Below are 25,909 nucleotides of genomic sequence, written 5' to 3'. Positions count from 1 at the left end.
GCCCGCGGGGTACTGGGCCGGGGAGCCGTTCGTGTCCCAGAACCGCTCGATCGGGTCGAGGATCTTCCAGGACTCCTCCACCTCCTCGGTGCGCGGGAAGAGGTTGGCGTCGCCGAGCAGGACGTCGAGGATGAGGCGTTCGTACGCCTCGGGGCTGGACTCGGTGAACGACTCCCCGTACGCGAAGTCCATCGTCACATCGCGCAGTTCCATCGAGGTGCCGGGCACCTTGGAACCGAAGCGCAGGGTCACGCCCTCGTCCGGCTGGACGCGGATGACCAGGGCGTTCTGGCCCAGTTCCTCCGTGGCCGTGGAGTCGAACGGGGAGTGCGGGGCGCGCTGGAAGACGACCGCGATCTCGGTGACCCGGCGGCCCAGCCGCTTGCCGGTGCGCAGATAGAACGGGACGCCCGCCCAGCGGCGGTTGTCGATCTCCAGTCTGATCGCGGCGTACGTGTCGGTCTTCGACGCGGGGTCGATGCCCTCCTCCTGGAGGTAGCCGACGGCCTTCGCCCCGCCCTGCCAGCCGGTCGTGTACTGGGCGCGCACGGTGTGCCGGCCCAGGTCGTCGGGCACCTTGACGGCCTTGAAGACCTTCAGCTTCTCGGTGACCAGGGAAGCGGCGTCGAAGGAGACGGGCTCCTCCATCGCGGTCAGCGCGAGCAGCTGGAGCAGGTGGTTCTGGATGACGTCACGGGCGGCGCCGATGCCGTCGTAGTAGCCGGCACGGCCGCCGATGCCGATGTCCTCGGCCATCGTGATCTGCACGTGGTCCACGTACGACCGGTTCCAGACGGGTTCGAAGAGGGTGTTGGCGAACCGCAGTGCCAGGATGTTCTGGACGGTCTCCTTGCCCAGGTAGTGGTCGATCCGGAAGACCTCGTCCGGGGCGAACACCTCGTGCACGATGGCGTTGAGATCGCGTGCGCTGGCGAGGTCGTGGCCGAAGGGCTTCTCGATGACGGCGCGCCGCCAGGAGCCGTGGGGCGCATCGGAGAGCCCGTGGTCCTTGAGCTGCTGGACGACCTTGGGGAAGAACTTCGGCGGCACCGACAGGTAGAAGGCGAAGTTGCCGCCCGTGCCCTGCGCCTTGTCCAGGTCCTCGACCGTCGCCCTCAGCCGCTCGAAGGCGGCGTCGTCGTCGAAGTCTCCCTGGACGAACCGCATTCCTTCGGCCAGCTGCTGCCACACCTCCTCGCGGAACGGTGTGCGCGCGTGCTCCATGACGGCGTCGTGGACCTCCTGCGCGAAGTCCTGGTCGGCCCAGTCCCGGCGGGCGAAGCCGATGAGCGAGAAGCCCGGCGGCAGCAGCCCGCGGTTGGCGAGGTCGTAGACGGCGGGCATCAGCTTCTTGCGGGACAGGTCCCCGGTGACTCCGAAGATCACGAGTCCGGAGGGCCCGGCGATACGGGGCAGCCGCCGGTCGAGCGGGTCCCGCAGCGGATTCGCCCAGCCGCTGTTCTCTGACATGAGGGTCAGGCCTCCTTGAGCGAACGGCTTCGAGTGCGTCCGTTCCGAGGATCGCATCTCACCCGATCTTGTGCGGCTACATCAGCGCAGCGACGCGTCGATCCATTCCCGTGCGGCCCGAACGGCGGCACACATGTGCCCCGTCCGCGCCGAGCCACCGACCCAGCCCGCCCGTGACGGCGCTCTTGTGCCCGGGCCCGGTTGTACCGAACAGTACGTCCCATGGCGACAGTTGTGCTGGTGGGGACCCTGGACACCAAGGGTGAGGAGTACGGCTGGCTGCGCGAGCGGCTGCTCGGCGGCGGGGTCGACGTGGTGGTGGTCGACACCGGAGTGATCGGTCAGCCGCGCTTCACCGCGGACGTCTCCCGCGAGGAGGTGGCGCGCGCCGCCGGGACGGACCTGGCCGAACTCCGCGCGCAGGGGGACCGGGGCACGGCGGTGACGGCGATGGCCCGCGGGGCGGCCGAGGCCGTCGCGCGGCTGTACGGGGAGGGCCGGCTGCACTGCCTCCTGGCGATGGGCGGCAGCGGCGGCACCTCCATCGCGACCCGTGCGATGCGCGGGCTCCCGCTGGGCGTACCGAAGTTGATGGTCTCCTCGATGGCGGCGGGCGACGTGTCGCCGTACGTGGGGTCCACGGACATCACGATGATGCACAGCGTCGTCGACATCGCCGGGATCAACTCGGTCTCCGCCCCGGTCCTCGCGAACGCGGCCGACGCGGCGGCGGGCATGGCGAAGGGCTTCGCGTCCGGGCGCCGGGCGCTGCGCCCGGCCGATCTGGCCGCGGGCGAGCGGCCGCTGGTGGCGGCGAGCATGGCGGGCGTGACGACGGCCGGCGTCGACGCGGCCCGGGCCCGGCTGACCGAGCTGGGCTACGAGGTTCTGGTGTTCCACGTCAGCGGGCCGGGTGGGCGGACCCTGGAGTCGCTGGCCGGGCAGGGGCTGTTCGCCGGCGTGCTCGACCTGACGCTGAGCGAAGTGGCGGACGACCTGGCCGGCGGCATCCTGTCGGCGGGACCGGACCGGCTCACCGCCGCGGGGCGCAACGGTGTGCCGCAGGTGGTGAGTCTGGGGGCGTTGGACATGCTGAAGTTCGGCCCGCCGGACACGCTCCCGGCCGCGATGCGGGACCGGCACGTCCTGGTCCACAACCCGTCGATCACGGTGGTGCGCACGACGGCGGAGGAGTGCGCCGAACTGGGCCGGCGAATCGCCGCGAAGCTGCGTGCGGCCACGGGCCCGGCCGAGGTGTGCGTACCGTTGCGCGGCCTGTCGACGCTGGGCGTCCCGGGCGGCCCGTACCACGACCCGGCGGCGGACGCGGCCCTGTTCGACGCGCTGCGGGAGGGGCTGCGGGGCAGCACGGTCACCGTGACCGACATCGACGCGGACGTCAACGACGCGTTCTTCGGCCGGGCGACGGCGGAACGCCTGCACCGGATGATCAGCGCTCGCGCGGCCGCCCCTGCCTGACGCCGGCCGCATGGGCCTCGGCGCGTCGGCCCTACGGTCCGCCGGGCGGGTCGAGCGGGGCGTCGAGCAGTGCGGTGAGGTCGCGGACGAGGGCGGCCGTGCGGTCGCTGTCCGGGCCGCCGAGCGGGGCGAGGAGCTTGCCGATCAGGTCTTGGACGACCACGACGGCGCGGCCGGTGACGTCCCGTCCGCGTTCGGTGAGCGAGAGGCGTACGGCGCGGCTGTCGGCGGCGTCCCGGACCCGCTCGATCAGCCCGTCGGCCTCCAGGGCGCGGGCGAGCTTGGACACGTAGAGCGCTTCGAGGCCGGTGTGGTCGGCGAGTTCGCGCTGGCTGGGGCGTACGCCGGACCGGTCGAGGCCGTGCAGGGTCGCCATGAGCGAGTACTGGGCGTGGGTCAGGCCCACCGGCGCGAGCGCCCGGTCGACGGCGACGCGCCATTTCATCGACAGCCGCCACACCAGGAAGCCGGGCGTCGGACCCGTGGATGCCTTGCTCATGCCGGGCACTGTACATGGCTACTATCAGCGTCCCGCTCGCTCACGGGCGCAGGTGCGGCGGCAGCAGCTGCTCCGTCCACAGCGTCTTGCCGGACGCGGTGTACCTGCTCCCCCACCGGTGCGTGAGCTGGGCGATCAGGAAGAGTCCGCGGCCGCCCTCGTCGGTGAGGCGCGCCCGGCGCAGATGCGGCTGGGTCTGGCTGGGGTCGGACACCTCGCACACCAGCCGCTGGTCCCTGATGAGCCGGACAGCGACCGGCCCGCCCGCGTACCGGATGGCGTTGGTGAGCAGCTCGCTGACGATCAGTTCGGTGGTGAACACGAGGTCGTCGAGCCCCCACCCGGTCAGTCGGCGGGCGACCTCGGCCCGCGCGTCCGCCACGATCTTCACGTCCGCCGGGAACTCCCAGGCGGCGACCGCTTCTTCGGGCGTGACGGCCACCCGGGCCAGCAGCAGCGCGGCGTCGTGGTCCGGAGGCTCGGCCAGGAACGGTACGAGCATCTCCCGGCCGATGTCGGGCACCGGCCGGGCACCGCCGCCGACGGCCTCCTCGCGCAGGTACGTGGTCACACGGCCCGCGTCACCCGCCTCAGCGGACAGCGATCCGGCGGTGAACGCCAGCAGGTCGCCCGGCCGGAGCTCCACCTCCACCGGTTCGAAGGGCGCGCCCTCCCTGCCCAGAGCGGGGCCGGCCGGCAGCCCGACCGGCGCGGCGCCTCCGGCGGCCCGGGCCAGCACGGGCGGCGCGTGACCGGCGCTGGCCATCCTGCACCGTGCGCTGACCGGGTCGTAGACGGCGTACAGACAGCTCGCCCCGCGGACCGTGCCCTCGGCGCCGCCCGGCTGCTCGTCCTCCGCGAGCCGCACCACGAGATCGTCGAGGTGGGTCAGCAGCTCGTCCGGCGGCGGGTCGAGATCGCTGAGCGTGCGCACGGCGGTCCGCAGACTGCCCATCGCGGCGGCCGCGTTGAGACCGTGCCCGCGCACGTGGCCGGCGACGAAGGCGACCCGCGACGAGGAGAGCGTGATCACGTCGAACCAGCTGCCGCCGGTGCCCGCGAGCGTCCTGCCGGGCACGTAGATCCCCGCCGTCTCCGCTGCGGTCACCTTCAGCAGAGGGCGTGGCAGCAGACTGCGCTGCAGGGTCTCCGCGGTGCGCCGTTCACGGGTGTACCGGCGGGCGTTGTCGACGGCGAGCGCGGCCCGGGAGGCGATGTCCTCCGCGACGGCGGCGTCCTGCGCGTCGAACGGGGCCCGGTCGCCGCTCCGCCACACCGAGACGGCTCCGAGGACGTGCCCGCGGGCCTGCAGCGGCACCACCATGTACGAGGTGGCGCGGTCGGTCAGCACGAGACGCACCCGGTCGGGGTCGTCGGCGATCCTGGGCCGCAGCTCGTCCAGGTCGGCGACGATGACGGCCGACCCGAGCCGCAGCCGGTCGCTCTCGTAGCCCCGTACGCGGATGACGGAGCCGGGCGGGTACAGCTCGTCGGGCCACCCGCCGTCGGCCGCGACGGCCGAGACCCGGCGCAGCGGCGCCCCCGTCGCGAAGGCGCCCGGTTCGTCGCCCACCAGCACGGCCTCCGTGAGGTCCACGGCAGCCAGGTCGGCGAACGCCGGGACCAGCAGGTCGGCCAGCACCTGCGCGTTGCGCGAGACCTCCAGGGACCGGCCGAGCGCGGAGGCCGCCGTGGCGACCAGTGCCGCCCGCTTGCGGGAGCGTTCGTGCTCTGTGACGTCGGTGAACGTCACGGCGACGCCGCGTACGGCTCCCTTGGCGCCCGACAGCCTGAGCGCGGACAGCGAGATGACCCGCTCGCGTCCGGGGGCCCTGGCGAGCCGTGCCGGGGTGACGAAGTCGATGAGCGGCTCGCCCGTCGTGGCGACACGGCGAAGCCGGGCCTCGACGACCGCCGCGTCCTCGGGGACCAGCAGCTCCCCGATCCGCAGCCCGAGGGCACCGCCGGAGGGGTCGCGGCGCGCCGCCCCGGGGCGCAGGTCCCCGGGCAGCGGATTGATGCGCGTCAGGCGCAGCTCCGGGTCGTGGATGGCGAGCCCGATGCCCGTCTGCGAGAACAGCGCGCCGACGAGGGCCTCGTTCTCCTCCCGCCGGTCGACGTGTTCCGCGGCCGTGATCCGCAGCAGGAACCGCGCGGGCAGCGTGCCGTCGATCGGCAGCAGATCCAGTTGCACGGGCACCGGACCGCCGGGCCCGCGCAGCGATGCGCGCAGGGAGCGAGGACGGTCGTCGGGCGCGAGGCCCCGCAGCCGTGGCCAGTCGCCGGGTTCGGCGAAGAACGCGCCGACGTCGCGTCCGCTGATCCCGGCGGCGGGGGCTCCGAGCAGCTCGGCGGCGGCCCCGGTGCAGGCGAGCACCGTAGCGGCGTCGTCGAGCACGAGGAGTGCGCCGTCCTCCGGGCGGTGGGGACCGCTGCCGGGAACATGGCCGCTGGTGCTCACTCGTCGATCACTCCCAGGGGGCGCTCCCGTGATCCGTCGGTCCCTGCCCGGCGCCGGTCGCGCCCGGCATCGGCCGGTGTCCCGTCCCGCCGGCGTCCGGCGACGGCTGTGCGCTCGGCCCCCGCGCCTCTCATTGAACTCCACCGGGCCCGCTGCCGCTCGGCGAACCGGTGAACGGGCCGGTACCGACCGGCCCTCGGGCGGCGCTGCGCCGCGTCACGTGCCGCCAACTCGCGTCGGCGGAGCACCACATGGGACGCCGTGCGCGGCAGAAGAGCGGCGTGACAGGGGCCCGGGAGCCGATCTACGCTCACGTGTACGGCATCGCGTGTCGGTCACCGACCGGGTGAGGCATGGAGGTGCCCGTGAGTTTGCCCGACGGAGGCAATCCACAGTGTCAGCAGAGTTCAACCACACCATCGTGCTCGCCAAGGACAACCGCGAGTCGGCCGCGTTCCTCGCCCATGTCCTCGGGCTCGAAGTCGGGCAGGAGTGGGGCCCGTTCATCCCGCTCGCCCTCAGCAACGGCGTCACCCCTCGACTTCGCGACGCTCGGTGACGAAGTCCCCCTCCAGCACTATGCGTTCCTGGTCTCGGAGGACGAGGTCGACGGGATCTTCCGGCGCATCGAGGAAGCGGGCGTCACGTACTTCGCCGATCCGCACGGCTAAAGTCTTTCGTTTGGATCAGGCCGGATCAGTGAGTGGGGGTCCCCCCACGCCCGCAGGGCGTAGGGGGAGGGGCTGGTGCGTGCGATCGCAAGGCGGAGGAGGGAGACAATGGCGGAGCCATGGCGACCGACGACAACGCGGCGAGCGTGCGTGCCAGGGCCCGCGAGCCCGGCATGATCCAAACGAGAGGCCCTAGCGGCCGGGTGAGATCAACCGCAACGACGGCGGGCGGGGCATGTACTTCCACGATCCGGCAGGGCACGGCATGGAGGTCATCACCCGGCCCTACTGAAGCGGTGGGAGCTGAGCCCTCGGGCCGAGGGCCCGCACGGATTGCGCATGCTCCGACAGGGGCGGGGACCGCGTCCCCGCCCCTGTGCGCCGTCCGCTGCCCGCCGACCCGGGACCCGTTCGCCCCGACGGCCCATCGGGGGCCGACCCCCGATGGCGCAGTGCGGGGAACTGCGCACTAGATGTAACAAGTGCGCGCCCACCCATGAGGACGCGCCCACTCATGAGCACAAGGCAGCACGAGACAGACACGGTGGACGCCTACCGTCCACGAACGGAGCCCGCGCCATGCCCCCCGACGCCTTCACCCCGGATCCGGCCGACCGCATGAACCAGCCCGCCGGGCCCGCGCCGGCGGCGCGGGCCGCGCGGAGCCCGGACGAACGCGCCGAGGACGGGAAGGAATCCCCGGCCGTCCTCGCCGTGCAGGCGGAGCGGCCGAGACCATCGAAGCGGCCGCGGGAGCGGAAGGAGTCGCCGGAGCCCTCGACGTGGCCGCCGGCGGCGCTGGACAGCGCGCTCGCGGCGGGGCCGAGCAGTCACACCGTCTCCCCCGCGCTGCGTTCCGCGCTGCGCTGGCCCGCGGCGGTCCTGCTGTTCGCCTGCGGCCTCCTCCATGTGCCGACCGACCTCGCGGGACTGCGGTCGGGCGGCTACGCGGAGACGCTGTCCGTGGCCGTCATGGTGCTCTGCATGGTGTGCGCCGTATGGCTCGCCCTGCGGGACACGGTGGTCGTCTCGGCCGCCGCGGCGGGACTGGCCGTGGGCGTCATCGCGCTCCACGCTCTGGCGAGTGCGGGTGCGGTCGACCTGGTGCACAGCAGCCTCGGCGAGTCGTTCACCTCGGCGGGGGCCGCGGCCGTGCTCAGCGCGGTGGCAGCGGCGCTCCTGACCGGCTCGGCTCTGGTGCGCCGCACACGGGCGGCGAGAGCGGCGCACAGCACCTGACGCCCTGGACCGGACGGTCCGGTTCGCCCGGCAGCCTCGCTGCCGCGCGAACGCATGCCCCGACGTCCGGAGAGTGGCCGCCACGGGGGCGACTCGGCCCCGGCCGTCAATGGGACGAAGGCCCGCGGCATACCGCGCATGATCGGCGTCCCGGCGGGTACTGCGCAGTACTTCCGGCTGCGGCGCGCCCGCCAGATACGGCATGGTGTTTCGTGTGGGTTTGTCGCCTATGGGTATGGGCCGGGCAGAGAACGAAGGCACGTTGAGGAGGTGCGCTCTCCATGGAGCGTGGCAGCAACCGCGTGAGCCCGCGCAAGGACGACGAGATGAAGCACGAGGTGCAGGACTACCTGCGGTCCCGGCAGCAGCACACACGCATCGAGCAGGCGAACGACCCGGAGCCGGGTGCGGACGACGCCGAGGCCGGCGGGTCCGAAGGCGTCGGCGGGTCCGAAGGTGCCGGCGGCCCCGGCCCCCGGCGTACGCGCGAGCGCTGAGGCGGACGGCGAGCCGGCAGGGGGCGGGCCCGGGCGGCCGGGCTCACTCCCTGTCCGACGTCGGTCGCCCCACGTTCTGCGACGCCTGGCGGGCCCGGTGGCGTGCCGACGAAGCCGCGACGTCCGCGGCACGGGCCCGGTCGCGTGCACGGCGGGCCTCCTTCTCGGCGGCACGCAGGTTGGACCTGGCCTCTTTCAGCTCCTCGGTCAGCACGTCGACCCGTTCGGCGGCCTCGTCGGCCTGCGCGTCGGCGCGCTCGCTCTCCGCGGCGGCCCGGGCGTGCTCCGCCTCGCGGTCGCGCGCCTCCTCCTCGGCTGATGCGGCCTGCTCCCGCGCCTTGCGGCGGGCCTGCTCCTGCTCCGCCCGGCGGGCCTCGTCCCGCTCCGCGCGCCGCTCTCGTCCAAGCGGCTCCGCCGCGCGTTCCGGGCCCTCGGCCTGTGGCCTCCCGCCCGGCCGGGGCGCGGGCGCGCGATTCGCCACGACGCCGGGGTCCGCCACCGCAGCCGTGAACCCCACGGGCGGGGTCAGCGGCCGGTCCAGGTGGCCCGCCGCCCACTCCTCGGCCGCCGCCGGGTCGGCGAGCACGGCGTGCAGGGTGCCCTCGATCTCCCGCAGGGCGCTCTCCCCCACCTGCTGACCTTCCGCCGCGGCCAGGTCGCGTGCCTCGCGGGCGAGTGCGGAGACCAGGAGGTGCTGCTGCCGGCTCAGCTCGCGCAGCTGCTCGCCGTTGAGGCCGCGGTGGGCACTGCGCAGACCTTCACCGAGGGCCAGCAGCGGCCGGACCCGTTCAGGGTCGCGGCGCACGAGGAGGTTGCCCGCCCACGCCGAGACGGTGGGGCGCCGCAGCGCCTTGATGCGCTCCGCGAGGCGGGGGTCCCCCGCTCTGCGGGCCTCGGCCGCGCGCGCGTTGCGGGCTGCGGTGAAGTCCTGCGGGCGCAGCCCGTACAGCTCGTCGAGGATGCTCTCCAGGTCCACGGTCCTCCTTGCGGCCCGTCGCCCCGGCCCTCGGCGGAGAGGGCCCGTGACCAGGATGGCTCACAGCCTCGGTTCGCCGTACCAGCGCCATGCCGTGCGGCGCTGCCGCCCGGGGAGATCGCCGCGCCCGGTGGCCCACAGCAGCGTGGGCCAGGGGTCCGTACCGCCCGGCACGTCGGGGAACAGCCGCGTCAGCACCCGCGCACACAGTCCGTCCGGCGGCGCCCAGCGCAGCCCGAGCCCCAGCGCCACGTCGTGCGTGTGGACCAGGGTCTCGACGACGCCCATGGCGGCGAAGCCCTCGGCGTCGGAGTTCCCGAAGACGTGGTGCGAGCGGAGTCCGGGCGGCGCCGTGCGCACCATGGCGGTGAGCAGCGCCCCGCACGACTCCAGGACCTCCAGCAGCCCCGCCGCTCCCTCCCCGCGCTCCACGTGCACGGTGTTGCGGGGGCCGCCCGGCCTGCGGCTGTCGTAGACGAAGGGCACGACGCGGTCCGGGGAGGGATTGCGCGGGCCGAGTTGGACGGCGTAGGCGAACAGGTCGTCGGCGAGGTGCTCGACGGTCTCCCAGCAGTCCCACTCGAGGGTCCCCGCCCTCGCGTCCCACGCGGCGCCGGGCGGCGCGGAGCCCAGGAGATCGAGGCCAAGACGCACGGCGCGGTCGACGTCGTCCGCCGTCACGGCGGAGGGGGCCCTGTTCTCGGCTGAAGGGGACATGCCGGGACCGTATCCCGGGCGGACGGGTCGCGCTCCACCCGATACCGCTGCGGACGGCGTCAGCCGTCGTTGTCAGGAGACGGGGCGCAGGACGCAGCGGGCCGGCCCGGCGGCGCGCAGGGTGATCCCCGTGTCGACGGGCACCGTCTCGTCCTTCGCCGTCAGTTCGTACTCCCCGAGGATCATCGCGAGCGCGAGCACGGACTCCAGCATGGAGAAGTGCTGGCCGATGCAGGCGCGCGGCCCGCCGCCGAACGGGAACCAGGCGTAGCGGGGCCGTTCCTTGTCCCGCTCGGGCGTGAAGCGCTCGGGGTCGAAGCGCTCGGGCTCCTCCCAGTACCGCGGGTGGCGGTGCGTCACCCAGGGGGCGACGAGCACATCGGCGCCCGCCGGCACGGTGTGGCCGCCGATCTCGGTGGCGGCGACGGCGCGGCGGCCGATGACCGGGCCCGCCGGGTAGAGCCGCATGGTCTCCTTGAGCACCTTGGTCAGGTACGGCAGCAGGTCGAGGTCCGCCGCGCCCGGTACGCGACCGGCGAGGACGCTCGCCGCCTCGGCCCTGGCCCGCTCCTGCTGCTCGGGGTGACGGGCGAGCAGATGCAGCGCGAAGCCGAGCGAGGTCGCCGTCGTCTCGTGGCCCGCGAGCAGGAAGATCAGCACCTGGTCGCGGATCTCGGCGGCGTCGAAGCTGCCGTCCTCCTCGCTGTGCGCCGCCGCGAGCAGCGTGAGCAGGTCGTCGCCGTTCGCCGCGTCCCCCTCCGCGCGCCGCTTCTCGATGATGCGGTCGCACACGGCGTACAGCTCGTCGGTCGCGGCCGCGGCTCGGCGGTTGCCCGGAGTGGGCCAGTCGCGCGGGACGTTGACGGGCGAGTAGCCCCGGCGCAGAACGTAGTCGCCGATGACGGGGAAGCAGCGCTCGACGACGGCGACGGCCGATTCGACGTCCGTGCCGAAGAGGATGCGCGCGACCGCGCGCAGCGTCAGGCCCGTCATCTCGCCGACGACGTCCACGGTCCGGCTCGGGGCGCCGCGCCAGGCGGCGAGCATCGACGCCGTCTCCGTGGTGACGGCGTCCGCGTAGCCGTCGACGCGGCGCCGGGTGAACAGCGGCTGCACCAGACGGCGCTGCCGCAGGTAGTCGGCGTCCTGACTGGTCAGCAGGCCGTTGCCGAAGGACTCGCGGACCTCCTGGTAGAAGGCGTTGTCCTTGCGGAAGTTGGCCGCGTCGGTGGCGAGCACCTGCTGCGCGCCCTCGGCGGAGAACACGGCGTACAGCTCGGCCCGCAGTCCGGGCGGCCCGGCGGTGAGGCGGACGACGTCCCCGTGCTCGCGCCGGGCCGCGAGGAAGGTGCCGAGGGAGTCCCGCTTGAGGTCGAGCATCGACCCGAGCAGCGGCAGCCCCGCCGGACCGGGTACCCGTGCGGCAGTGGTGGTCATGGTCCCCCCAGGTCGGCGGCGGCGTCGCACATCGTTGTGAACGCCCATTGTGTCAAAGGGCGTTGGGTGAGGGGGCGCGCCGGCCACCACCGCCGCGTCAGGCTCCGTCGGCCGCCGCGCGCAGTGCCGCCACGTCCAGCTTGCCCATCCCGAGCATGGCCTTCATCACACGCTGGGCGCGCTCGGCGTCGGGGTCCTTCAGCAGCTCCTCCAGCACGGCAGGCACCACCTGCCACGACAGTCCGTACTTGTCCTTGAGCCATCCGCACGGGCCCTCCTGCCCGCCCTCGGACAGCTTGCTCCAGTAGTAGTCGACCTCCTCCTGGTCGGCGCAGTCGATGAGGAAGGACACCGCCTCGTCGAAGGTGAACTCGGGTCCGCCGTTGATCGCGGTGTAGGGCTGGCCGTCGAGCACGAAGTCCACGGTCAGCACGGTCCCGGCCGGGCGCGGGCCCGCCTCGCCGTAGTAGGAGACGTTGGTGATCTTGGAGTTGGGGAAGACCGAGACGTAGAACTCGGCGGCCTCCTTGCCCTGCGTGTCGAACCAGAGATTGGGCGTGATCCTGGGCATGTCGTTCTCCTGACCGGGTGGGTCGGACGGGTCTTCGCCGGTTCAGACCGTCCGGCCGTCCGGAATTCATCGCTGCCCGCCGCCGGACTTCCCCGGAGGGCCACCGAGTGCGCGGCCCGGGGTCCCGGCGGAGGATGGAAGCGATGACCGGTTCCGTGACACTGATCAGTGAGAGCCCGGAGGACCCGTTCTCGCTGGGTCGGGCCGTCTCCGTGGTGCTGGATCCGCACGGGCGGGTCACCGGCTGGAGCGAGCGCGCGGAGGCACTGCTCGGATACGCGTCCCGCGAGGCCCTCGGCCGGGAGGCCACCGAGCTGCTGGTGGACCCCCAGGACGAGGGGGTCCTGATGAAGGCCGCGGCGGAGTGCCGGCGGGACCGGGGCTGGTTCGGGGTGGTGCCCGTACGCGTCAAGGAGGGGCGCACCCTCGGTTTCGGGGTCCGCGCCCGGCTCGTGACGCGGGACGACGGGGAGACGGAGTGGTTCCTGGTCGGTGCCCCGGCCGCCGAGGTCGTCCAGTGGGAGATCGACCGCTCGGTGATGGACGGCCTGTTCCGCAGGTCCCCGATCGGGCTCGCGGTCCACGACACCGCTCTGACCATCCTGCGCGTCAACCGGGCGATCGCCCGTCTCGGTGGCTTCGAGGCGGAGCAGGCGCGCGGGTTCAGGATCGGTGACTTCCTCGTACGGGTGGACGCGGACACCGTGGAGGACCGGCTGCGGGAGGTACTGGACACCGGGGAGCCGCTGATCTTCACCGAGCAGTCCTGCCGGCTGCTCGCCGCACCCACCACGGAACGGTTCGTCGACGTGTCCGCGTACCGGCTGGAGGACTCCACCGGCCGGGTGCTCGGAGTGACCCAGCTGGTCGAGGACGTCACCGAGCGGCACCGGGCGCGGCGCAGGCTGGCGCTGCTCAGCGCCGCGGGCGCCGGGATCGGCACGACGCTGGACGTGGGGACGACCGCCTCCGAGCTCGCGGAGGCGGCCGTGCCGGGACTGGCCGACTGCGTCTCGGTCGACCTCCTGGAACAGGTCAGCCGCGGCGAGGAGCCGGTTCCGGACAGCAGGGGAGACGCGGTGCGCAGGACGGCGCTGCACAGCGTCGCAGCCGCATCCGAACAGATCATGTTCCCGGTGGGCACGCTCACCACCTTCCCTCCCGGCACACCGCAGGCGCGCTGTCTGTCCGGCCGGCGTCCCGTCCTCGAGCCCTTCGTCGACCTGTCGAAGGCGCTCGCGGGTCTGGATCGCGCGGAGGCCGCGGAACTGCGGGGGGTGCATTCGCTGATGGTCGTGCCCCTCACCGCGCGCGGCCTCGTGCTGGGATGCATGAGCCTGTGGCGCTCCCGGCTGCCCGAACCGTTCGAGGAGGACGACCTCACGCTCGCGGGCGAACTGGCCGCGCGGGCCGCCGTGTCCATCGACAACGCACGGCGGTTCACGCAGCAGCGCAGGACGGCGCTGGCGCTGCAGCGAAGGCTGATGCCGCGGGAGCTGCCGGAGCACCCCGCGGTCCTCGTCGCCCATCGCTACCTGCCGGCCGGCGGTGCGGCGGGGGTCGGCGGCGACTGGTTCGACGTGGTCCCCCTGTCCGGGGCGCGGGTCGCCCTCGTCATCGGCGACGTCGTGGGGCACGGCATCAACGCGGCCGCGACCATGGGGCGTCTGCGCACCGCGGTGCACACCCTGGCCGACCTGGACCTCGAACCGGACGAGGTCCTCTCCCACCTCGACGACCTCGTCACCCGTCTCGCCGGCGAGCAGGAGCCCGACGACCAGGGAGGCCCCGGGGAGCAGGTGGTGGGGGCGACCTGCCTGTACGCGGTGTACGACCCGGTGGCCCGGCAGTGCTGCATCGCGCGGGCCGGGCACCCGCCCCCCGCGGTGGTGACTCCGGACGGCGTCGTGAGCGTCCCGGACCTGCCCGCCGGGCCGCCCCTCGGCCTCGGCGGACTGCCGTTCGAGACCGCGGAACTGACACTGCCGGAGGGCAGCGTGATCGCGCTCTACACCAACGGTCTCGTCGAGGGCGAGGAGCACGACATGGAGGACGGGATCGCCCGCCTGTGCACCGTGCTCGGCGGGTCCGGCCCGCGGCAGCTGGACGAGCTGGCCGAGGACGTCGTCGACGCGCTCCTGCCCGCCCGGCCGAGTGACGACGTGGCGCTCCTGCTGGCACGGACGAGCAGGCTGGCGCCGGAACTCGTCGCCACGTGGGAGCTGACCGCGGAGGCCACCGCGCCTTCGAAGGCCCGTCGGCTGACGGCCGAACAGCTGGCGGCTTGGGGGCTGGACGAGCTGGTGTTCACCACCGAGCTGATCGTCAGCGAGCTCGTGACCAACGCGTACCGCTACGCCGGGGGCCCGGTGACCCTGCGGCTGATCCACCATCACCGGCTGATCTGCGAGGTCACCGACCCGAGCAGCACCTCTCCGCACCTGCGGCGTGCCCGCGCCACCGACGAGGGCGGACGCGGACTGCTGCTCGTCGCCCAGCTGACGGAGCACTGGGGAACGCGGCACGCGCGGGAGGGCAAGACGGTGTGGACGGAGCAGTTGCTCCCTCCGACGCCGGGGAGCCCGGTGGTGTGACCGGGACCGGCGCGCGACGCCCGGGCGGCCGCACGACACGCTCAGGCCCCGGCCCCCGGGCGGCGTCGGAGACGACCCCCGACCGTCAGGCCGGGGCCGGGGCAGCGGCCGCCGGAGGCGTCACCGCGGCGGGAGGGGCGACCGGCGTCGCCGCGGGCGTGACCGCCGCTGTGACGGCGTCCGCGCGGCGGGCGAAGACCCGCAGGCCGGAGCCGTCCGTACCGGCCTCGAGCAGGCGCCTGGCCGATGCCACCGTGGCCACCGCCGACAGCGTCATGCCCGCCTGGCCGCACTGCCGGTGCGCCCGCAGCACGGCGCTGAGCGCCGCCGCGCTCACCACCGACGTCCGGAGCTCGATCACCACGGCCCGCGGCAGATAGGACCGGACGACCTCCGCGAGCTGCTGCGACACCGTGGCACGGTCACTGATCATGACGTCGCCGTGGAGCGTGACGACCAGTACGCCACGGTCGAGCGTGTGGGTGAGCACCATGAGCCATCCGATCCGGGGAATTTTTGGGATTTGCCTCATTTAGGGGCCCGGCGGTCGCCGCCGCAACACGCCACACCACAACCGGGGGAACGACCCCTCGCCCACGGTTTCCGACCAGCGCTTTTCCTCGGGACGGTGCGACTCGTGCCCGTGACCCGGATCACCGCGCCGTTGACATCACCGTTCGCCCCGGTTTCACCCCTCCGTTTCCGGACCGTGATCCTCAAGTTCAGCTCAGATGTGGTGACGAACCGCCGAGCCCTTCCTTAGGGTCCTCACCATCGAGAACGGTGGAGCAGGGGACCACGGTCTCGGTGCGGGAGCAACGCCGCCCCCAGGCGTCGTCCGCTCCCCCGGATCGTTGGAACAGAGGATGTCGCACCATGAAGTCCCGCAAGTCGGCCACGTTCGCGGCGATCACCGTGATCGCGGTCGCTCTCACCGCCACCTCCTGCAGCGGCGAGCAGAGTTCCCCCGGTGACACCCCGTCCCGCAGCACGAATTCCCTGGAGCAGCCCAAGCTGCCGACCTACAAGGTCGCGACGGACGTCTCGTTCGACTCGCCGACCCTGGCCCGGGCGCAGAAGGCCGGCAAGCTCGTGATCGGGGTCAAGGACGACCAGCCCTTCCTCGGCTACCAGGACGCGAACGGCCAGCGGTCCGGCTTCGACATCGAGATCGCCAAGATGGTCGCCGCGGACCTCGGCTTCGCCCCCCGGCTGATCCAGTTCAAGACGATCGACACCCGCAGCCGTGAAGCGGCCATCGCCAACGGCGAGGTGGACCTGTACGTCGGCACGTACACCATCAACGCCGAGCGCAAGAAGAAGGTCGGCTTCGCCGGCCCGTACTTCATGGCCGGCGCCGACCTGCTCGTCCGCAAGGACGACCGCACCATCGGCGGCCCCTACTCCCTGCAGGGCAAGACGGTCTGCTCCGTCAAGGGCGCGACGGCCCTGCGCGAGATCCAGAAGCCCGAGTACAACACCCAGACGGTCGAGACGAACAAGTACGGCGAGTGCGTCAAGCGGCTGCTCGACGGCGACGTCGACGCCGTGACCACGGACGACGCCATCCTCCTGGGGTACGCGGCGCAGGCGCCGGACAAGCTGAAGGTCGTCGGCAACCCGTTCACCGAGGAGCCGTACGGCATCGGGATGGCCAAGAGCGACACGGCGCTGCGCAAGGCGGTGTCGGACTCGATCGAGGCGCACGACGCGAGCGGCGACCACGAGCAGGCGTACGACGCGACGCTGGGTCTGTCCGGCTCCAAGTACGCCGGTACTCCGCTCGTCGAACGTTACTGACACCCCGTCACGAAGGGGCGGCCACCCGGTCATCGGGCGGCCGCCCCCTTCGTCGTGCGGTCGTGCTTCGCGGCGCAGGGGAGCCGGCCCCTTCACAGGCACACGGCTGCCGGCACCCGACAACGGGTCCGCCCCGGCCGGGCGTGGCGCCGGCCGGGGCGGATGGGGTGCGTCGGCGTCAGCCGAGGGTGGCGAGCGCCTGGTTGAAGGTCGCCGAGGGGCGCATGACGGTCGCGGCCTTGGCCGGGTCGGGCTGGTAGTAGCCGCCGATGTCGGCCGGGGAGCCCTGGACGGCGATCAGCTCGTCGACGATGGTCCGCTCCTGCTCGCCCAGCGTCTTGGCCAGGGGCCCGAACGCCTTCGCGAGCTGCGCGTCGTCGGTCTGCCGGGCCAGCTCCTGGGCCCAGTACAGGGCCAGGTAGAAGTGGCTGCCGCGGTTGTCGATGCCGCCGAGCCTGCGGCTCGGCGACTTGTCCTCGTTGAGGAAGGTGCCGGTGGCGCGGTCCAGCGTGTCGGCGAGAACCTGGGCGCGCGCGTTGCCCGTGGTCGTCGCGAGGTGCTCGAAGCTGACCGCCAGCGCGAGGAACTCGCCCAGGCTGTCCCAGCGCAGGTAGTTCTCCTTGACGAGCTGCTGGACGTGCTTGGGGGCGGAGCCGCCGGCGCCCGTCTCGAAGAGGCCGCCGCCGTTCATCAGCGGGACGACCGACAGCATCTTGGCGCTGGTCCCCAGCTCCAGGATCGGGAACAGGTCGGTCAGGTAGTCGCGCAGTACGTTGCCGGTGACGGAGATGGTGTTCTCGCCACGGCGGATGCGCTCGACGGAGAGCTTGGTCGCCTCGACCGGGGACAGGATCCTGATGTCCAGACCCTCGGTGTCGTGCTCCCGCAGGTACGCCTTGACCTTCTCGATCAGCTGCGCGTCGTGGGCGCGGCCCTCGTCCAGCCAGAAGACGGCCGGGTCGCCGGTGGCGCGGGCGCGGGTGACGGCGAGCTTCACCCAGTCCTTGATCGGGGCGTCCTTGGTCTGGCACATGCGGAAGATGTCGCCCGCTCCGACGACCTGCTCCAGCACGGCGTTGCCGTCGGCGTCGACGACACGGACGGTGCCGGTGGCGGGGATCTCGAAGGTCTTGTCGTGGCTGCCGTACTCCTCGGCCTTCTGCGCCATCAGGCCGACGTTGGGCACGGAGCCCATGGTGGCCGGGTCGTAGGCGCCGTTGGCGCGGCAGTCCTCGATGACGGCCTGGTACACGCCCGCGTAACTGCTGTCCGGGAGGACGGCGAGGGTGTCGGCCTCCTGGCCGTCGGGGCCCCACATGTGGCCGGAGGTGCGGATCATGGCCGGCATGGAGGCGTCGACGATGACGTCGCTCGGAACGTGCAGGTTGGTGATGCCGCGGTCGGAGTCGACCATGGCGAGGGCCGGGCCCTCGGCGAGCTCGGCGTCGAAGGACGCCTTGATCTCGGCGCCCTCGGGCAGGGCCTCGAGGCCCTTGAAGATGCCGCCGAGGCCGTCGTTCGGGGTGAGACCGGCCTTGGCGAGCGCCTCGCCGTACTGCGCGAAGGTCTTCGGGAAGAAGGCGCGTACGACGTGGCCGAAGACGATCGGGTCGGAGACCTTCATCATCGTGGCCTTCAGGTGCACGGAGAACAGCACGCCCTCCGCCTTGGCACGGGCGACCTGGGCGGTGAGGAACTCGCGCAGGGCGGCGACGCGCATGACGGACGCGTCGACGACCTCGCCCGCGAGGACGGGGACCGACTCGCGCAGCACGGTGGTGGAGCCGTCGTCACCCTTGAGCTCGATGCGCAGGGTGCCGTTCTCGGCGACGACCGCGGACTTCTCGGTGGAGCGGAAGTCGTCGACGCCCATGGTGGCGACGTTCGTCTTCGAGTCGGAGGTCCACGCGCCCATGCGGTGCGGGTGTTCCTTGGCGTAGTTCTTGACCGAGGCGGGGGCCCGGCGGTCGGAGTTGCCCTCGCGCAGGACCGGGTTGACGGCGCTGCCCTTGACCTTGTCGTAGCGGGCGCGGATGTCGCGCTCCTCGTCGGTCTTCGGGTCGTCCGGGTAGTCCGGCAGCGCGTAGCCCTGCTCCTGGAGCTCGGCGACCGCGGCCTTCAGCTGCGGGATCGAGGCCGAGATGTTCGGCAGCTTGATGATGTTCGCACTGGGTGTCTTCGCCAGCTCGCCGAGCTCGGCGAGGGCGTCGTCGACGCGCTGTCCCTCTTCGAGGTACTCGGGGAACTGGGAGATGATCCGTCCCGCGAGCGAGATGTCACGGGTCTCCACGGTGACACCGGCCGTCGAGGCATACGCCTGGACCACGGGCAGGAACGAGTACGTCGCCAGGGCGGGCGCCTCGTCAGTGTGCGTATAGATGATGGTCGAGTCAGTCACCGGGTGCTCCGCTCTCCACGTCTGCAACATTGCTCGACATCAAGATATCTCGTGATCGGCCCCTGATCGACAGGGGCCTCGTCACGGTCGTGATCGGCGCCCCGGAGGGAGCGATCTTGACCGCCCCGCGCCCGGAGCGACGGCCGTGGCGGGGGACGGCCGGCGTCCGCGCGCGCGTGGACCGGCGTCGTCCGCCCCACGGGCGGACGACGCCGGTCTCCCGGTCCTGGACGACGGCGGTCGCTCGGTCCTACTTGACCGATCCGGCCATCACTCCCTGCACGAAGTGCCGTTGGAAGGCGAAGAAGACCACCAGCGGGACCACCAGCGAGAGGAACGCGCCCGGGGCCAGCACGCCGATGTTGCTGCCGAACTGCCGCATCTGGGACTGCAGGGCGACGGTCAGCGGCTGGGATCCGCTGTCCGCGAAGAGCAGCGCCACGAGCATGTCGTTCCAGACCCACAGGAACTGGAAGATGGCGAGGCTCGCGAGGGCCGGCCGGCCGAGCGGCAGCACGAGACGGGAGAAGATGCGCCACTCGCTGCCGCCGTCCATCCGGGCGGCCTCCAGCATCTCGCGTGGTATCTCGGCGAAGTAGTTGCGCAACAGGAAGATCGCGAACGGGAGTCCGTAGGCGACGTGGAACAGGACGACGCCGGCGATCGTGCCGAACAGCCCGATGGTGCCGAAGAGTTTGGCCACGGGCAGCAGCCCGATCTGGACGGGAACCACCAGCAGTCCGACGACCACCAGGAAGATCGCGTCACGGCCGGGGAAGTCGAGCCAGGCGAAGGCGTATCCGGCGAGTGCGGCGATGCCGACGACCAGGATCGTGGTGGGCACGGAGATCAGGACGGTGTTCCAGAACGCGGCGGTGATGCCGGAGTCCTCCAGCAGCGCCGTGTAGTTGTCCAGCGACAGCTGGGAGGGGTCGCTGAGCGCCGTCCACCAGCCGTCGGACGCGTTGTCCCGCTCCGAGCGCAGCGAGGAGAGGAACAGCCCGGCGAGGGGCGTGATCCAGACCAGGGCCACGACGATCAGCAGGGCCTGGACGATCCCGCTGTTGAGCCACTTGGTCAGGCGGCTCTGCCGCCCGGGACGGCGCGGCGCGGCCGGGACCGCCGTGGGGACGGGGGCCTTCGCGAGCGGCGGACGCTCGATGGTGCTGTGGCCGCTCATGCTCCGCTCCTCCTGAACCGCCGGACGTTGAAGATCATCGCGGGGACGACGAGCAGGAGGAGCAGGACGCTGAGCGCGCTGCCGAGGCCCTGGTCGTTGCCGCCGCCGAACGACACCAGCCACATGCGGGTGGCCAGTACGTTGGCCTCCTCCTGGACCGGTCCGGGCGCGATGATCCAGACGAGGTCGAAGACCTTCATCACATTGATCACCAGGGTCACGAAGACGACGGTGAGCACGGGTGCGAGCAGCGGCACGGTGATCTTGCGGAAGATCTGGCCCTCGGTGGCGCCGTCCATCCGGGCCGCCTCCAGCGCGTCGCGCGGGATGGCGGAGAGGCCGGCCCCGATCAGCACCATCGCGAATCCGGTCCACACCCACAGGTAGGCGCCGATGATCGCGGGGGTCACGAGGGCGGGGCCGAGCCAGTTCACGCCTTCGTAGGGGGCGGCGAAGTTCGACGCGGGCAGCCGGACCGTGTACGCGCCGTCGTCCAGGCCGGCGAAGCGGAACGATCCGTCGGCGGCCGTCGTCGTGGTGGCCGCGGTCGTCCCGTCGCGTACGGCCTCGACGGTCATGCCCGGCAGTCCCTTCTCGGCCGGGTCGACCTTTCCCTGTGCACCGCCGCCTCCCGGGGCGAAGTCGAGGTAGACGACTCCGCCGATCGCGTCGGGTCCCGGCTCCTTCACGGCCGCGGTCTTCGCCCCTGCGGGCATGGCGTCGGGGGAGACGCCCACGAAGCCGAGGGTCACGGTCCGTCCCGGGTGCACGGCCTCCTCGGTGGTGTAGGGGCCGCCCGCGCCGCCGGCGAGACCCTGGTTCTCGCGGGCCCTGGCCGTCGGATACGCCGCCGGATCCTCGAACGCGTCGTGGACGCCGACGACGGCGGCGTTGAGCACGCCCCGGTCCGGGTCCTGCTCGTAGGCGAGCCGGAAGATGATACCCGCGGCGAGGAAGGAGACGGCCATGGGGAGGAAGAGCACCAGCTTGAACGCGGTGGCCCAGCGCACCTTCTCGGTGAGCACGGCGAGCATCAGCCCGAGACCGGTCAGCAGGACGGGTGCGACGACGACCCAGATGGTGCTGTTGCGGATGGCCCTGAGCGTGGCCGGATCACTGAACATCTCGGTGTAGTTCGCCGCGCCCACGAACCGGTCCCCGCTCGCGTCGAACAGACTGCGGCCGACGGAGAAGAGGACGGGGTAGACGACGAGCGCACCGAGAAGCAGCAGTGCGGGCAGGACGAAGACGACCGCGAGGCGGCGCTTCCTGCGCTGGGCCCGGCGCCGCGTGTCCACCGCGGCGCGGGCCTTGAGCATGTCAGCCATGAGAGCAGCCTCAGTTCCGGTACGCCTTGGCCGCCGCGGCTTCCAGCTTCGCCGCGGTGGCCTTCGGGTCGGACGGGTCGCGCAGGAAGTCCTGGAGCAGCTTCCACTCCCCCGCGCCCTTGGTGCCGCCGAAGGCGGCGGGCGCCTGGTCGGACATGTCGAAGCGGACCGAGTTGCCCGCGCCGATCAGCGATTCGGCGGTCTCGCGGGTCACGTCGTCGCCGTACGCGTCGAGGCTGACGTCCTTGTTCGGCGAGAGGAAGCCGCCCGCGCCGGCCCAGACCTCGGCGGCCTCGGGCGTCGCGAGGAACTCCAGCAGCCGCATCCCGGCCTCGGCGTTCTTGCCCTCCTTCAGGACGACGGCCGCGTCGCCGCCGCTGACCACCGGCGGCTCGCCGGCGCCGACCCCGGGGAAGGGGAAGAACTTGGCGTCCTCGCCCGGCTTCCTGCCGAACTCGTCCTTGGCCACGCCCGCGACGAAGTCGCCCTCGTAGACCATGCCCGCCTTCGGTTCGGGGCCGAAGACCTGCTCGACGGAGGCGGGGAAGTCGGTGCGCAGCGCGCCCTGGGCGCCGCCGGCGACGAGCTGCTTGTCCTTGAACACCTCGGCCAGGGTGGTCAGCGCCTTGACGACGCTCTCGTCCGTCCACTTGATCTTGTGCTGGGCGAGCTGGTCGTACTTCTCCGGTCCGGCCTGCGAGAGATACACGTTCTCGAACCAGTCGGTGAGCGTCCAGCCGTCCTCGCCGGCTATCGCGAAGGCCGGTCGGCCCGAGTCCGAGAGGGTGCGGCCGGCCTCCAGCAGGCCCGTCCACGAGCTGGGCTCCGTGACGCCGGCCTGGGTGAACGCGTCCGGGCTGTACCAGACGGTCGACTTGTGGGCCGCCTTGAAGTAGAGGCCGTAGTAGGTGCCGTCGACCGTGCCGTAGTCCTTCCAGACAGGGGCGAGGCCGTCGGTGGCCGACTTCGCGGTCTTGTCCGACAGCGGCTTGAGCCAGCCCTCGGAGGCGAACTGCTTCAGCACGCCGACCTGCGGGACCATCACCACGTCGGGGGCGTTGCCGCCCTCGATCTTGCTGCCGACGAAGGTGGAGACGTTGTCGCCGGAGGGCACGAAGACGGTCTTCGCACCCGTCTTCTCGGTGAAGGCGTCGAGCACCTTCTTGAAGTTCTTCTGTTCGCTGCCGGTCCAGACACCGGCCACGGTGACGGTCTGGCCGCTGAGTTCACCGCCGCTCGCGGGGCCGGTGGTGCCACCGCAGGCGGTGGCGGTCAGGGCGACGGCGAGGGCCGCCGAGACCGTCGCTGCCGTCCGCCGGGTCGTGTTCGAGGGTCGTCGCATGGTGAGGGTCCTTCCGAGAGTGGGGCGGTCAGGAGGTGGGGTCGGCGGTCCACCACGCGGCGGTCGCTCCGGGGAGCACACCGTCGGGGCAGGGGCCGCTGGAGAGCAGGGGGGTGCCGCTCGCGGGAGCGGGGACGGGCTCGGCGCCGAAGTTCACCGCGCAGATCAGTCCGTCGCCGCGGACCATGGCCAGCACGTGCGGGGGCGCGTCCAGCCAGCGCAGCGTGCCCTCGCCCAACTGCGGGAGGCTGTGCCGCAGTTGCAGGCCCTCGCGGTACAGGTGCCAGAAGGATCGGGTGTCGGCGAGGGCCCGGTCCGTGGCGTGCTCCGCGAACCACTCGGGCTGCGGCAGCCACGGCCGGGCCCCTGCCTCGCCCTGGCTGAAGCCGAACGGGGAAGCATGGCCGGACCAGGGCAGCGGAACGCGGCAGCCGTCACGGATGTGCTTGCGGCTGCCGGTGCGGTGGAAGATCGGGTCGGTGAGGACCTCGTCCGGCAGGTCGAGGACCTCGGGCAGGCCGAGCTCCTCCCCCTGGTAGACGTACGCGGCGCCGGGCAGGGCCAGCATCAGCAGGGCGGCGGCGCGGGCGCGGGCGGCGCCGAGGCCGCTGCCCTCGACACCGGGTTCCCCCGCGTACCGCGTCACCGTGCGGACCTGGTCGTGGTTGTTGAGCACCCAGGTGACGGTGGAGCCGGTGCCGGCGATGTCGCGTACGGCCTCGTCGATCGTCGAACGGAAGGCGTCGGCGTCCCAGGGGGCGCTGAGCAGGTCGAAGAAGAACGCCTGATGCAGTTCGTCGGGCCGGACGTACAGGGCGTGCTCGCGCGCCGTCGGTACGGAGACCTCGCCGACGAGCAGCCGCTCGTGACCGTCGCGTGCGGCGTACTCCTCGCACACCGCGCGCCAGCGGCGCCACACGTCGTGGACCTCCGGCTGGTTCCAGGCGAGCGGGTTGACCGAGTCGCGGGAGCGCTCGTCCGCTTCGGGGTCGTCCGAGTCCGGCAGGTCGGGGTGCTTGTAGAGACCGGCCGCCACGTCGATGCGGAAGCCGTCCACACCGCGGTCGAGCCAGAAGCGCAGCACCCGCTCGAACTCGTCGCCGACGGCCGGGTCGCGCCAGTTGAGGTCGGGCTGCTCGGGGGTGAACAGGTGCAGGTACCACTCTCCGGGCGTCCCGTCGGGGTCCGTGGTCCGGCTCCAGGCGGGGCCGCCGAACATGGCACGCCAGTTGTTGGGCGGTTCGGCGCCGTCCGCGCCGCGGCCGGGGGCGAAGTGGAAACGCGAGCGGGCGGGGCTGCCGGGGGCGGCGGCGAGGGCCTCGCGGAACCAGGGGTGCTCGCTGGAGCAGTGGTTCGGGACGATGTCGAGCAGCAGCTTGAGCCCGAGCCTGCGGGCGTCGGCGACCAGCCGGTCGAACTCGGCGAGGTCGCCGTAGACGGGGTCGACGTCGCAGTAGTCGGCGACGTCGTAGCCGTGGTCGTGCTGCGGCGAGGGGTAGAAGGGGCTGAGCCAGATGCCGTCGACGCCGAGTTTCCGCAGGTAGGGAAGCCCGGCACGGACGCCGGCCAGGTCGCCTATCCCGTCCCCCGTGCTGTCGAGGAAGCTGCGGACGTACACCTGGTAGATCACCGCGTCGCGCCACCACGGTTCGGGAGTGGCGGAGCTGCGGAGGGGCTGGCCGATGCCGGCCGGAAGCGTGCTGAGCATCTCGCGTCGACCTGTTTCTGCTGAATGCGAGAGCGCCCCGGATCGGGTGGCGCTGTTATGCATGCATGTTAAGTAGCCATGACGCCAAGGTGTCAACGATGCGTCCGTAAACTACCTAAAGCTGGGGTGCTTTGTCCCGCTCTGGGGTCTTCAAATAGCAAGGAGCCTCTACTTAACATGTAAGTAGAGGCTCCTTGAGGAGGTGACGATGGGCTCAGCCGGTGCGGGAAATGGCGCCGAGCTCGCGCGCGAGTCGCGCGACCGCCTGCTCGGGCGTCTGGCGCAGCGCCATGACGTCCTGCGCCACCGCCTGCACGGCGAGGCTCACCTGGTCGTAGCGCGCGGACTTGGGGCGCGGCACGGCCGACAGCACGCTCCGGCGCAGGGTCGGCAGATACGGATGCGCGGCGATCAGCCCCGGATCCTCGTACAGGGCGGCACGCACGGGCGGCAGCGACCCCTCGGTCAGGACCTTCCGCTGGACGCGCTCGCTGGTGAGGTACGCGATCAGGTCGGCGGCCGACTCGGGGTGGCGCGCATGGCTGCTGACCGCCAGGTTGGAGCCGCCGAGCACACTGGTGCCCGGGCCGTCGGGGCCGGGCAGGGGCACCGCGCCGAACCGCCCGGCCACCTTGGAGTCCTTCGCGCTCGCGTCGGCGTACACATACGGCCAGTTGCGCAGGAACAGCAGCCGGCCGTCCTGGAACGCCCGGCGGGACTCCTCCTCCTTGTAGCCGAGGGCGTCACGGGGGATCCAGCCCTCGCGCACGCCGTCCGCGAGGAAGGAGAAGGCGGCACGCGCGGCGTCCGAGTCCACGGTGACCCGGTCGCCGTCGTCCCGCAGGATCGAGCCGCCCGCCGAGTGCACCGCCTCCGTGACGTTGACGGTCAGGCCCTCGTACGGCAGGAACTGGCCCGCGTATCCGCCGAGGCCGTGGCGCGGGGCCAGGGTGCGGGCCTGGCGGGCCAGCTCGGTCCAGGTGCGGGGCGGCTTCACACCGGCACGGTCGAGGACGTCCCGGCGGTAGTAGAGCAGCCCGGCGTTGGTCACGTACGGGACGGCGTACAACCGCCCGTCGAAGGTCGCGGTGTCCACCACGGGACTCAGGAAGGTGTCCAGGGGGAAGCGGTCGCGCTCCAGCGGCGAGATCCACCCCGCCGCGGCGAACTCCGAGGTCCAGGCCACGTCGATGTTGAGCACGTCGAACCGGTCGCTGCCCGAGCGCAGCTCGCTGATCATCTGCGCGCGGGTCTCGTCGGCCGAGTCCGGCAGCTCGACGAGCGTCACGCGTTCGCCGGGGTGCTCCTCGTTCCAGTCCTCGAGCAGCGGCGGGAGATAGCCGGTCAGGTCGCCGGCCGTCACCAGGGTCATCGGCCCCCGGCCGACGGGCTCCGCTCCCCCGGCACGCGCGTCGAATCCGGCGTATCCCGCAAGAACCACCGCCGCGGCCAGGAGTCCCCTACCCGCGGCACGCATCCACCGCATAGGTTCCTCCCGGTGCACGATCCGGCTGCGCCGCCGACCATCGTGGCCTATATATA

At 72.3% G+C, this 25,909-nt stretch carries 19 protein-coding genes and 1 pseudogene; 6 read left to right on the top strand and 14 right to left on the bottom strand.

Translation table 11 applies throughout. The features are described from left to right. Window positions 1-1,470 (bottom strand): glucose-6-phosphate dehydrogenase (gene zwf, locus HW130_RS06110; protein WP_177148377.1); only part of this gene is annotated, 1,470 nt, incomplete at its 3' end. Between the two features lie 222 nt (window positions 1,471-1,692). Between zwf and HW130_RS06105 the strand changes: the two genes are divergently transcribed. Continuing rightward, window positions 1,693-2,949: a Tm-1-like ATP-binding domain-containing protein gene (locus HW130_RS06105; RefSeq protein WP_177148376.1), complete on the top strand. Its 1,257-nt coding sequence runs from the start codon at window positions 1,693-1,695 to the stop codon at window positions 2,947-2,949. A gap of 31 nt (window positions 2,950-2,980) precedes the next feature. On the opposite strand, the gene HW130_RS06100 is transcribed toward HW130_RS06105, so the two are convergent. Beyond that, a complete protein-coding gene (locus HW130_RS06100) occupies window positions 2,981-3,448 on the bottom strand; it encodes a MarR family winged helix-turn-helix transcriptional regulator (protein WP_177148375.1) in 468 nt (155 codons plus the stop codon). Window positions 3,449-3,488: 40 nt separating this feature from the next. Beyond that, window positions 3,489-5,909, bottom strand: a complete 2,421-nt coding sequence (locus tag HW130_RS06095) for a SpoIIE family protein phosphatase (RefSeq protein ID WP_177148374.1) — start codon at window positions 5,907-5,909, stop codon at window positions 3,489-3,491. 394 nt (window positions 5,910-6,303) lie between these two features. Here HW130_RS06095 and HW130_RS06090 point away from each other — a divergent pair. From HW130_RS06090 to HW130_RS36675, 3 genes and pseudogenes are all read left to right on the top strand, one after another. Continuing rightward, window positions 6,304-6,577 (top strand): annotated as a pseudogene (locus HW130_RS06090) (VOC family protein); the annotation flags it as partial. Between the two features lie 582 nt (window positions 6,578-7,159). Continuing rightward, window positions 7,160-7,819, top strand: a complete 660-nt coding sequence (locus HW130_RS06085; RefSeq protein ID WP_177148373.1) for a hypothetical protein — start codon at window positions 7,160-7,162, stop codon at window positions 7,817-7,819. Between the two features lie 281 nt (window positions 7,820-8,100). Continuing rightward, the gene (locus HW130_RS36675; protein WP_177148372.1) at window positions 8,101-8,316 is read left to right on the top strand and encodes a hypothetical protein; all 216 of its coding nucleotides are present in this window, start codon (window positions 8,101-8,103) and stop codon (window positions 8,314-8,316) included. Window positions 8,317-8,359: 43 nt separating this feature from the next. On the opposite strand, the gene HW130_RS06075 is transcribed toward HW130_RS36675, so the two are convergent. The 4 genes from HW130_RS06075 to HW130_RS06060 all read right to left on the bottom strand — a co-directional run bounded on the left by HW130_RS06075 (window position 8,360) and on the right by HW130_RS06060 (window position 12,017). Then, the gene (locus tag HW130_RS06075; RefSeq protein ID WP_177148371.1) at window positions 8,360-9,292 is read right to left on the bottom strand and encodes a hypothetical protein; all 933 of its coding nucleotides are present in this window, start codon (window positions 9,290-9,292) and stop codon (window positions 8,360-8,362) included. 60 nt (window positions 9,293-9,352) lie between these two features. Then, window positions 9,353-10,009: a maleylpyruvate isomerase N-terminal domain-containing protein gene (locus HW130_RS06070; protein WP_177148370.1), complete on the bottom strand. Its 657-nt coding sequence runs from the start codon at window positions 10,007-10,009 to the stop codon at window positions 9,353-9,355. A gap of 72 nt (window positions 10,010-10,081) precedes the next feature. Further along, window positions 10,082-11,446, bottom strand: coding sequence for a cytochrome P450 (locus HW130_RS06065; RefSeq protein ID WP_177148369.1), 1,365 nt, complete (start codon window positions 11,444-11,446; stop codon window positions 10,082-10,084). Window positions 11,447-11,543: 97 nt separating this feature from the next. Further along, a complete protein-coding gene (locus HW130_RS06060) occupies window positions 11,544-12,017 on the bottom strand; it encodes a VOC family protein (protein ID WP_177148368.1) in 474 nt (157 codons plus the stop codon). A 143-nt stretch (window positions 12,018-12,160) separates the two neighbouring features. Here HW130_RS06060 and HW130_RS06055 point away from each other — a divergent pair, with 143 nt between their 5' ends. Continuing rightward, a complete protein-coding gene (locus HW130_RS06055) occupies window positions 12,161-14,611 on the top strand; it encodes a SpoIIE family protein phosphatase (RefSeq protein WP_177148367.1) in 2,451 nt (816 codons plus the stop codon). 85 nt (window positions 14,612-14,696) lie between these two features. On the opposite strand, the gene HW130_RS06050 is transcribed toward HW130_RS06055, so the two are convergent. After that, the gene (locus tag HW130_RS06050) at window positions 14,697-15,104 is read right to left on the bottom strand and encodes a hypothetical protein (RefSeq protein ID WP_177148366.1); all 408 of its coding nucleotides are present in this window, start codon (window positions 15,102-15,104) and stop codon (window positions 14,697-14,699) included. A gap of 383 nt (window positions 15,105-15,487) precedes the next feature. On the opposite strand from HW130_RS06050, the gene HW130_RS06045 reads away from it, so the two are divergent. After that, on the top strand, window positions 15,488-16,411 hold the full coding sequence (locus HW130_RS06045; protein WP_177148365.1) for a glutamate ABC transporter substrate-binding protein: 924 nt from the start codon (window positions 15,488-15,490) through the stop codon (window positions 16,409-16,411). A gap of 178 nt (window positions 16,412-16,589) precedes the next feature. On the opposite strand, the gene HW130_RS06040 is transcribed toward HW130_RS06045, so the two are convergent. The 6 genes from HW130_RS06040 to HW130_RS06015 form a co-directional block, all read right to left on the bottom strand. Next, window positions 16,590-18,809: an NADP-dependent isocitrate dehydrogenase gene (locus tag HW130_RS06040; RefSeq protein WP_177148364.1), complete on the bottom strand. Its 2,220-nt coding sequence runs from the start codon at window positions 18,807-18,809 to the stop codon at window positions 16,590-16,592. Window positions 18,810-19,059: 250 nt separating this feature from the next. Then, window positions 19,060-19,989: a carbohydrate ABC transporter permease gene (locus HW130_RS06035; protein WP_177148363.1), complete on the bottom strand. Its 930-nt coding sequence runs from the start codon at window positions 19,987-19,989 to the stop codon at window positions 19,060-19,062. Further along, window positions 19,986-21,317 carry a carbohydrate ABC transporter permease gene (locus HW130_RS06030; RefSeq protein WP_177148362.1) on the bottom strand — a complete coding sequence of 444 codons (1,332 nt, stop codon included), beginning with the start codon at window positions 21,315-21,317 and terminating at the stop codon, window positions 19,986-19,988. Before HW130_RS06030 ends, HW130_RS06035 begins: the two co-directional genes overlap by 4 nt. 10 nt (window positions 21,318-21,327) lie before the next feature. Beyond that, entirely contained in the window at window positions 21,328-22,659 is a 1,332-nt protein-coding gene (locus HW130_RS06025) for an ABC transporter substrate-binding protein (RefSeq protein ID WP_177148361.1), read from the bottom strand. A 28-nt stretch (window positions 22,660-22,687) separates the two neighbouring features. Beyond that, a complete protein-coding gene (locus HW130_RS06020; RefSeq protein WP_177148360.1) occupies window positions 22,688-24,367 on the bottom strand; it encodes a glycoside hydrolase family 13 protein in 1,680 nt (559 codons plus the stop codon). A 214-nt stretch (window positions 24,368-24,581) separates the two neighbouring features. Beyond that, on the bottom strand, window positions 24,582-25,853 hold the full coding sequence (locus HW130_RS06015) for an ABC transporter substrate-binding protein (protein ID WP_177148359.1): 1,272 nt from the start codon (window positions 25,851-25,853) through the stop codon (window positions 24,582-24,584). Between the last annotated feature and the right edge of the window lie 56 nt (window positions 25,854-25,909).

This window comes from Streptomyces sp. PKU-EA00015 (assembly GCF_013387495.1).
In the GTDB taxonomy this organism is placed as follows: domain Bacteria; phylum Actinomycetota; class Actinomycetes; order Streptomycetales; family Streptomycetaceae; genus Streptomyces.
The sequence above is the reverse complement of the archived record's forward strand: the minus strand, read 5'-3'. Positions and strand labels throughout refer to the sequence as shown.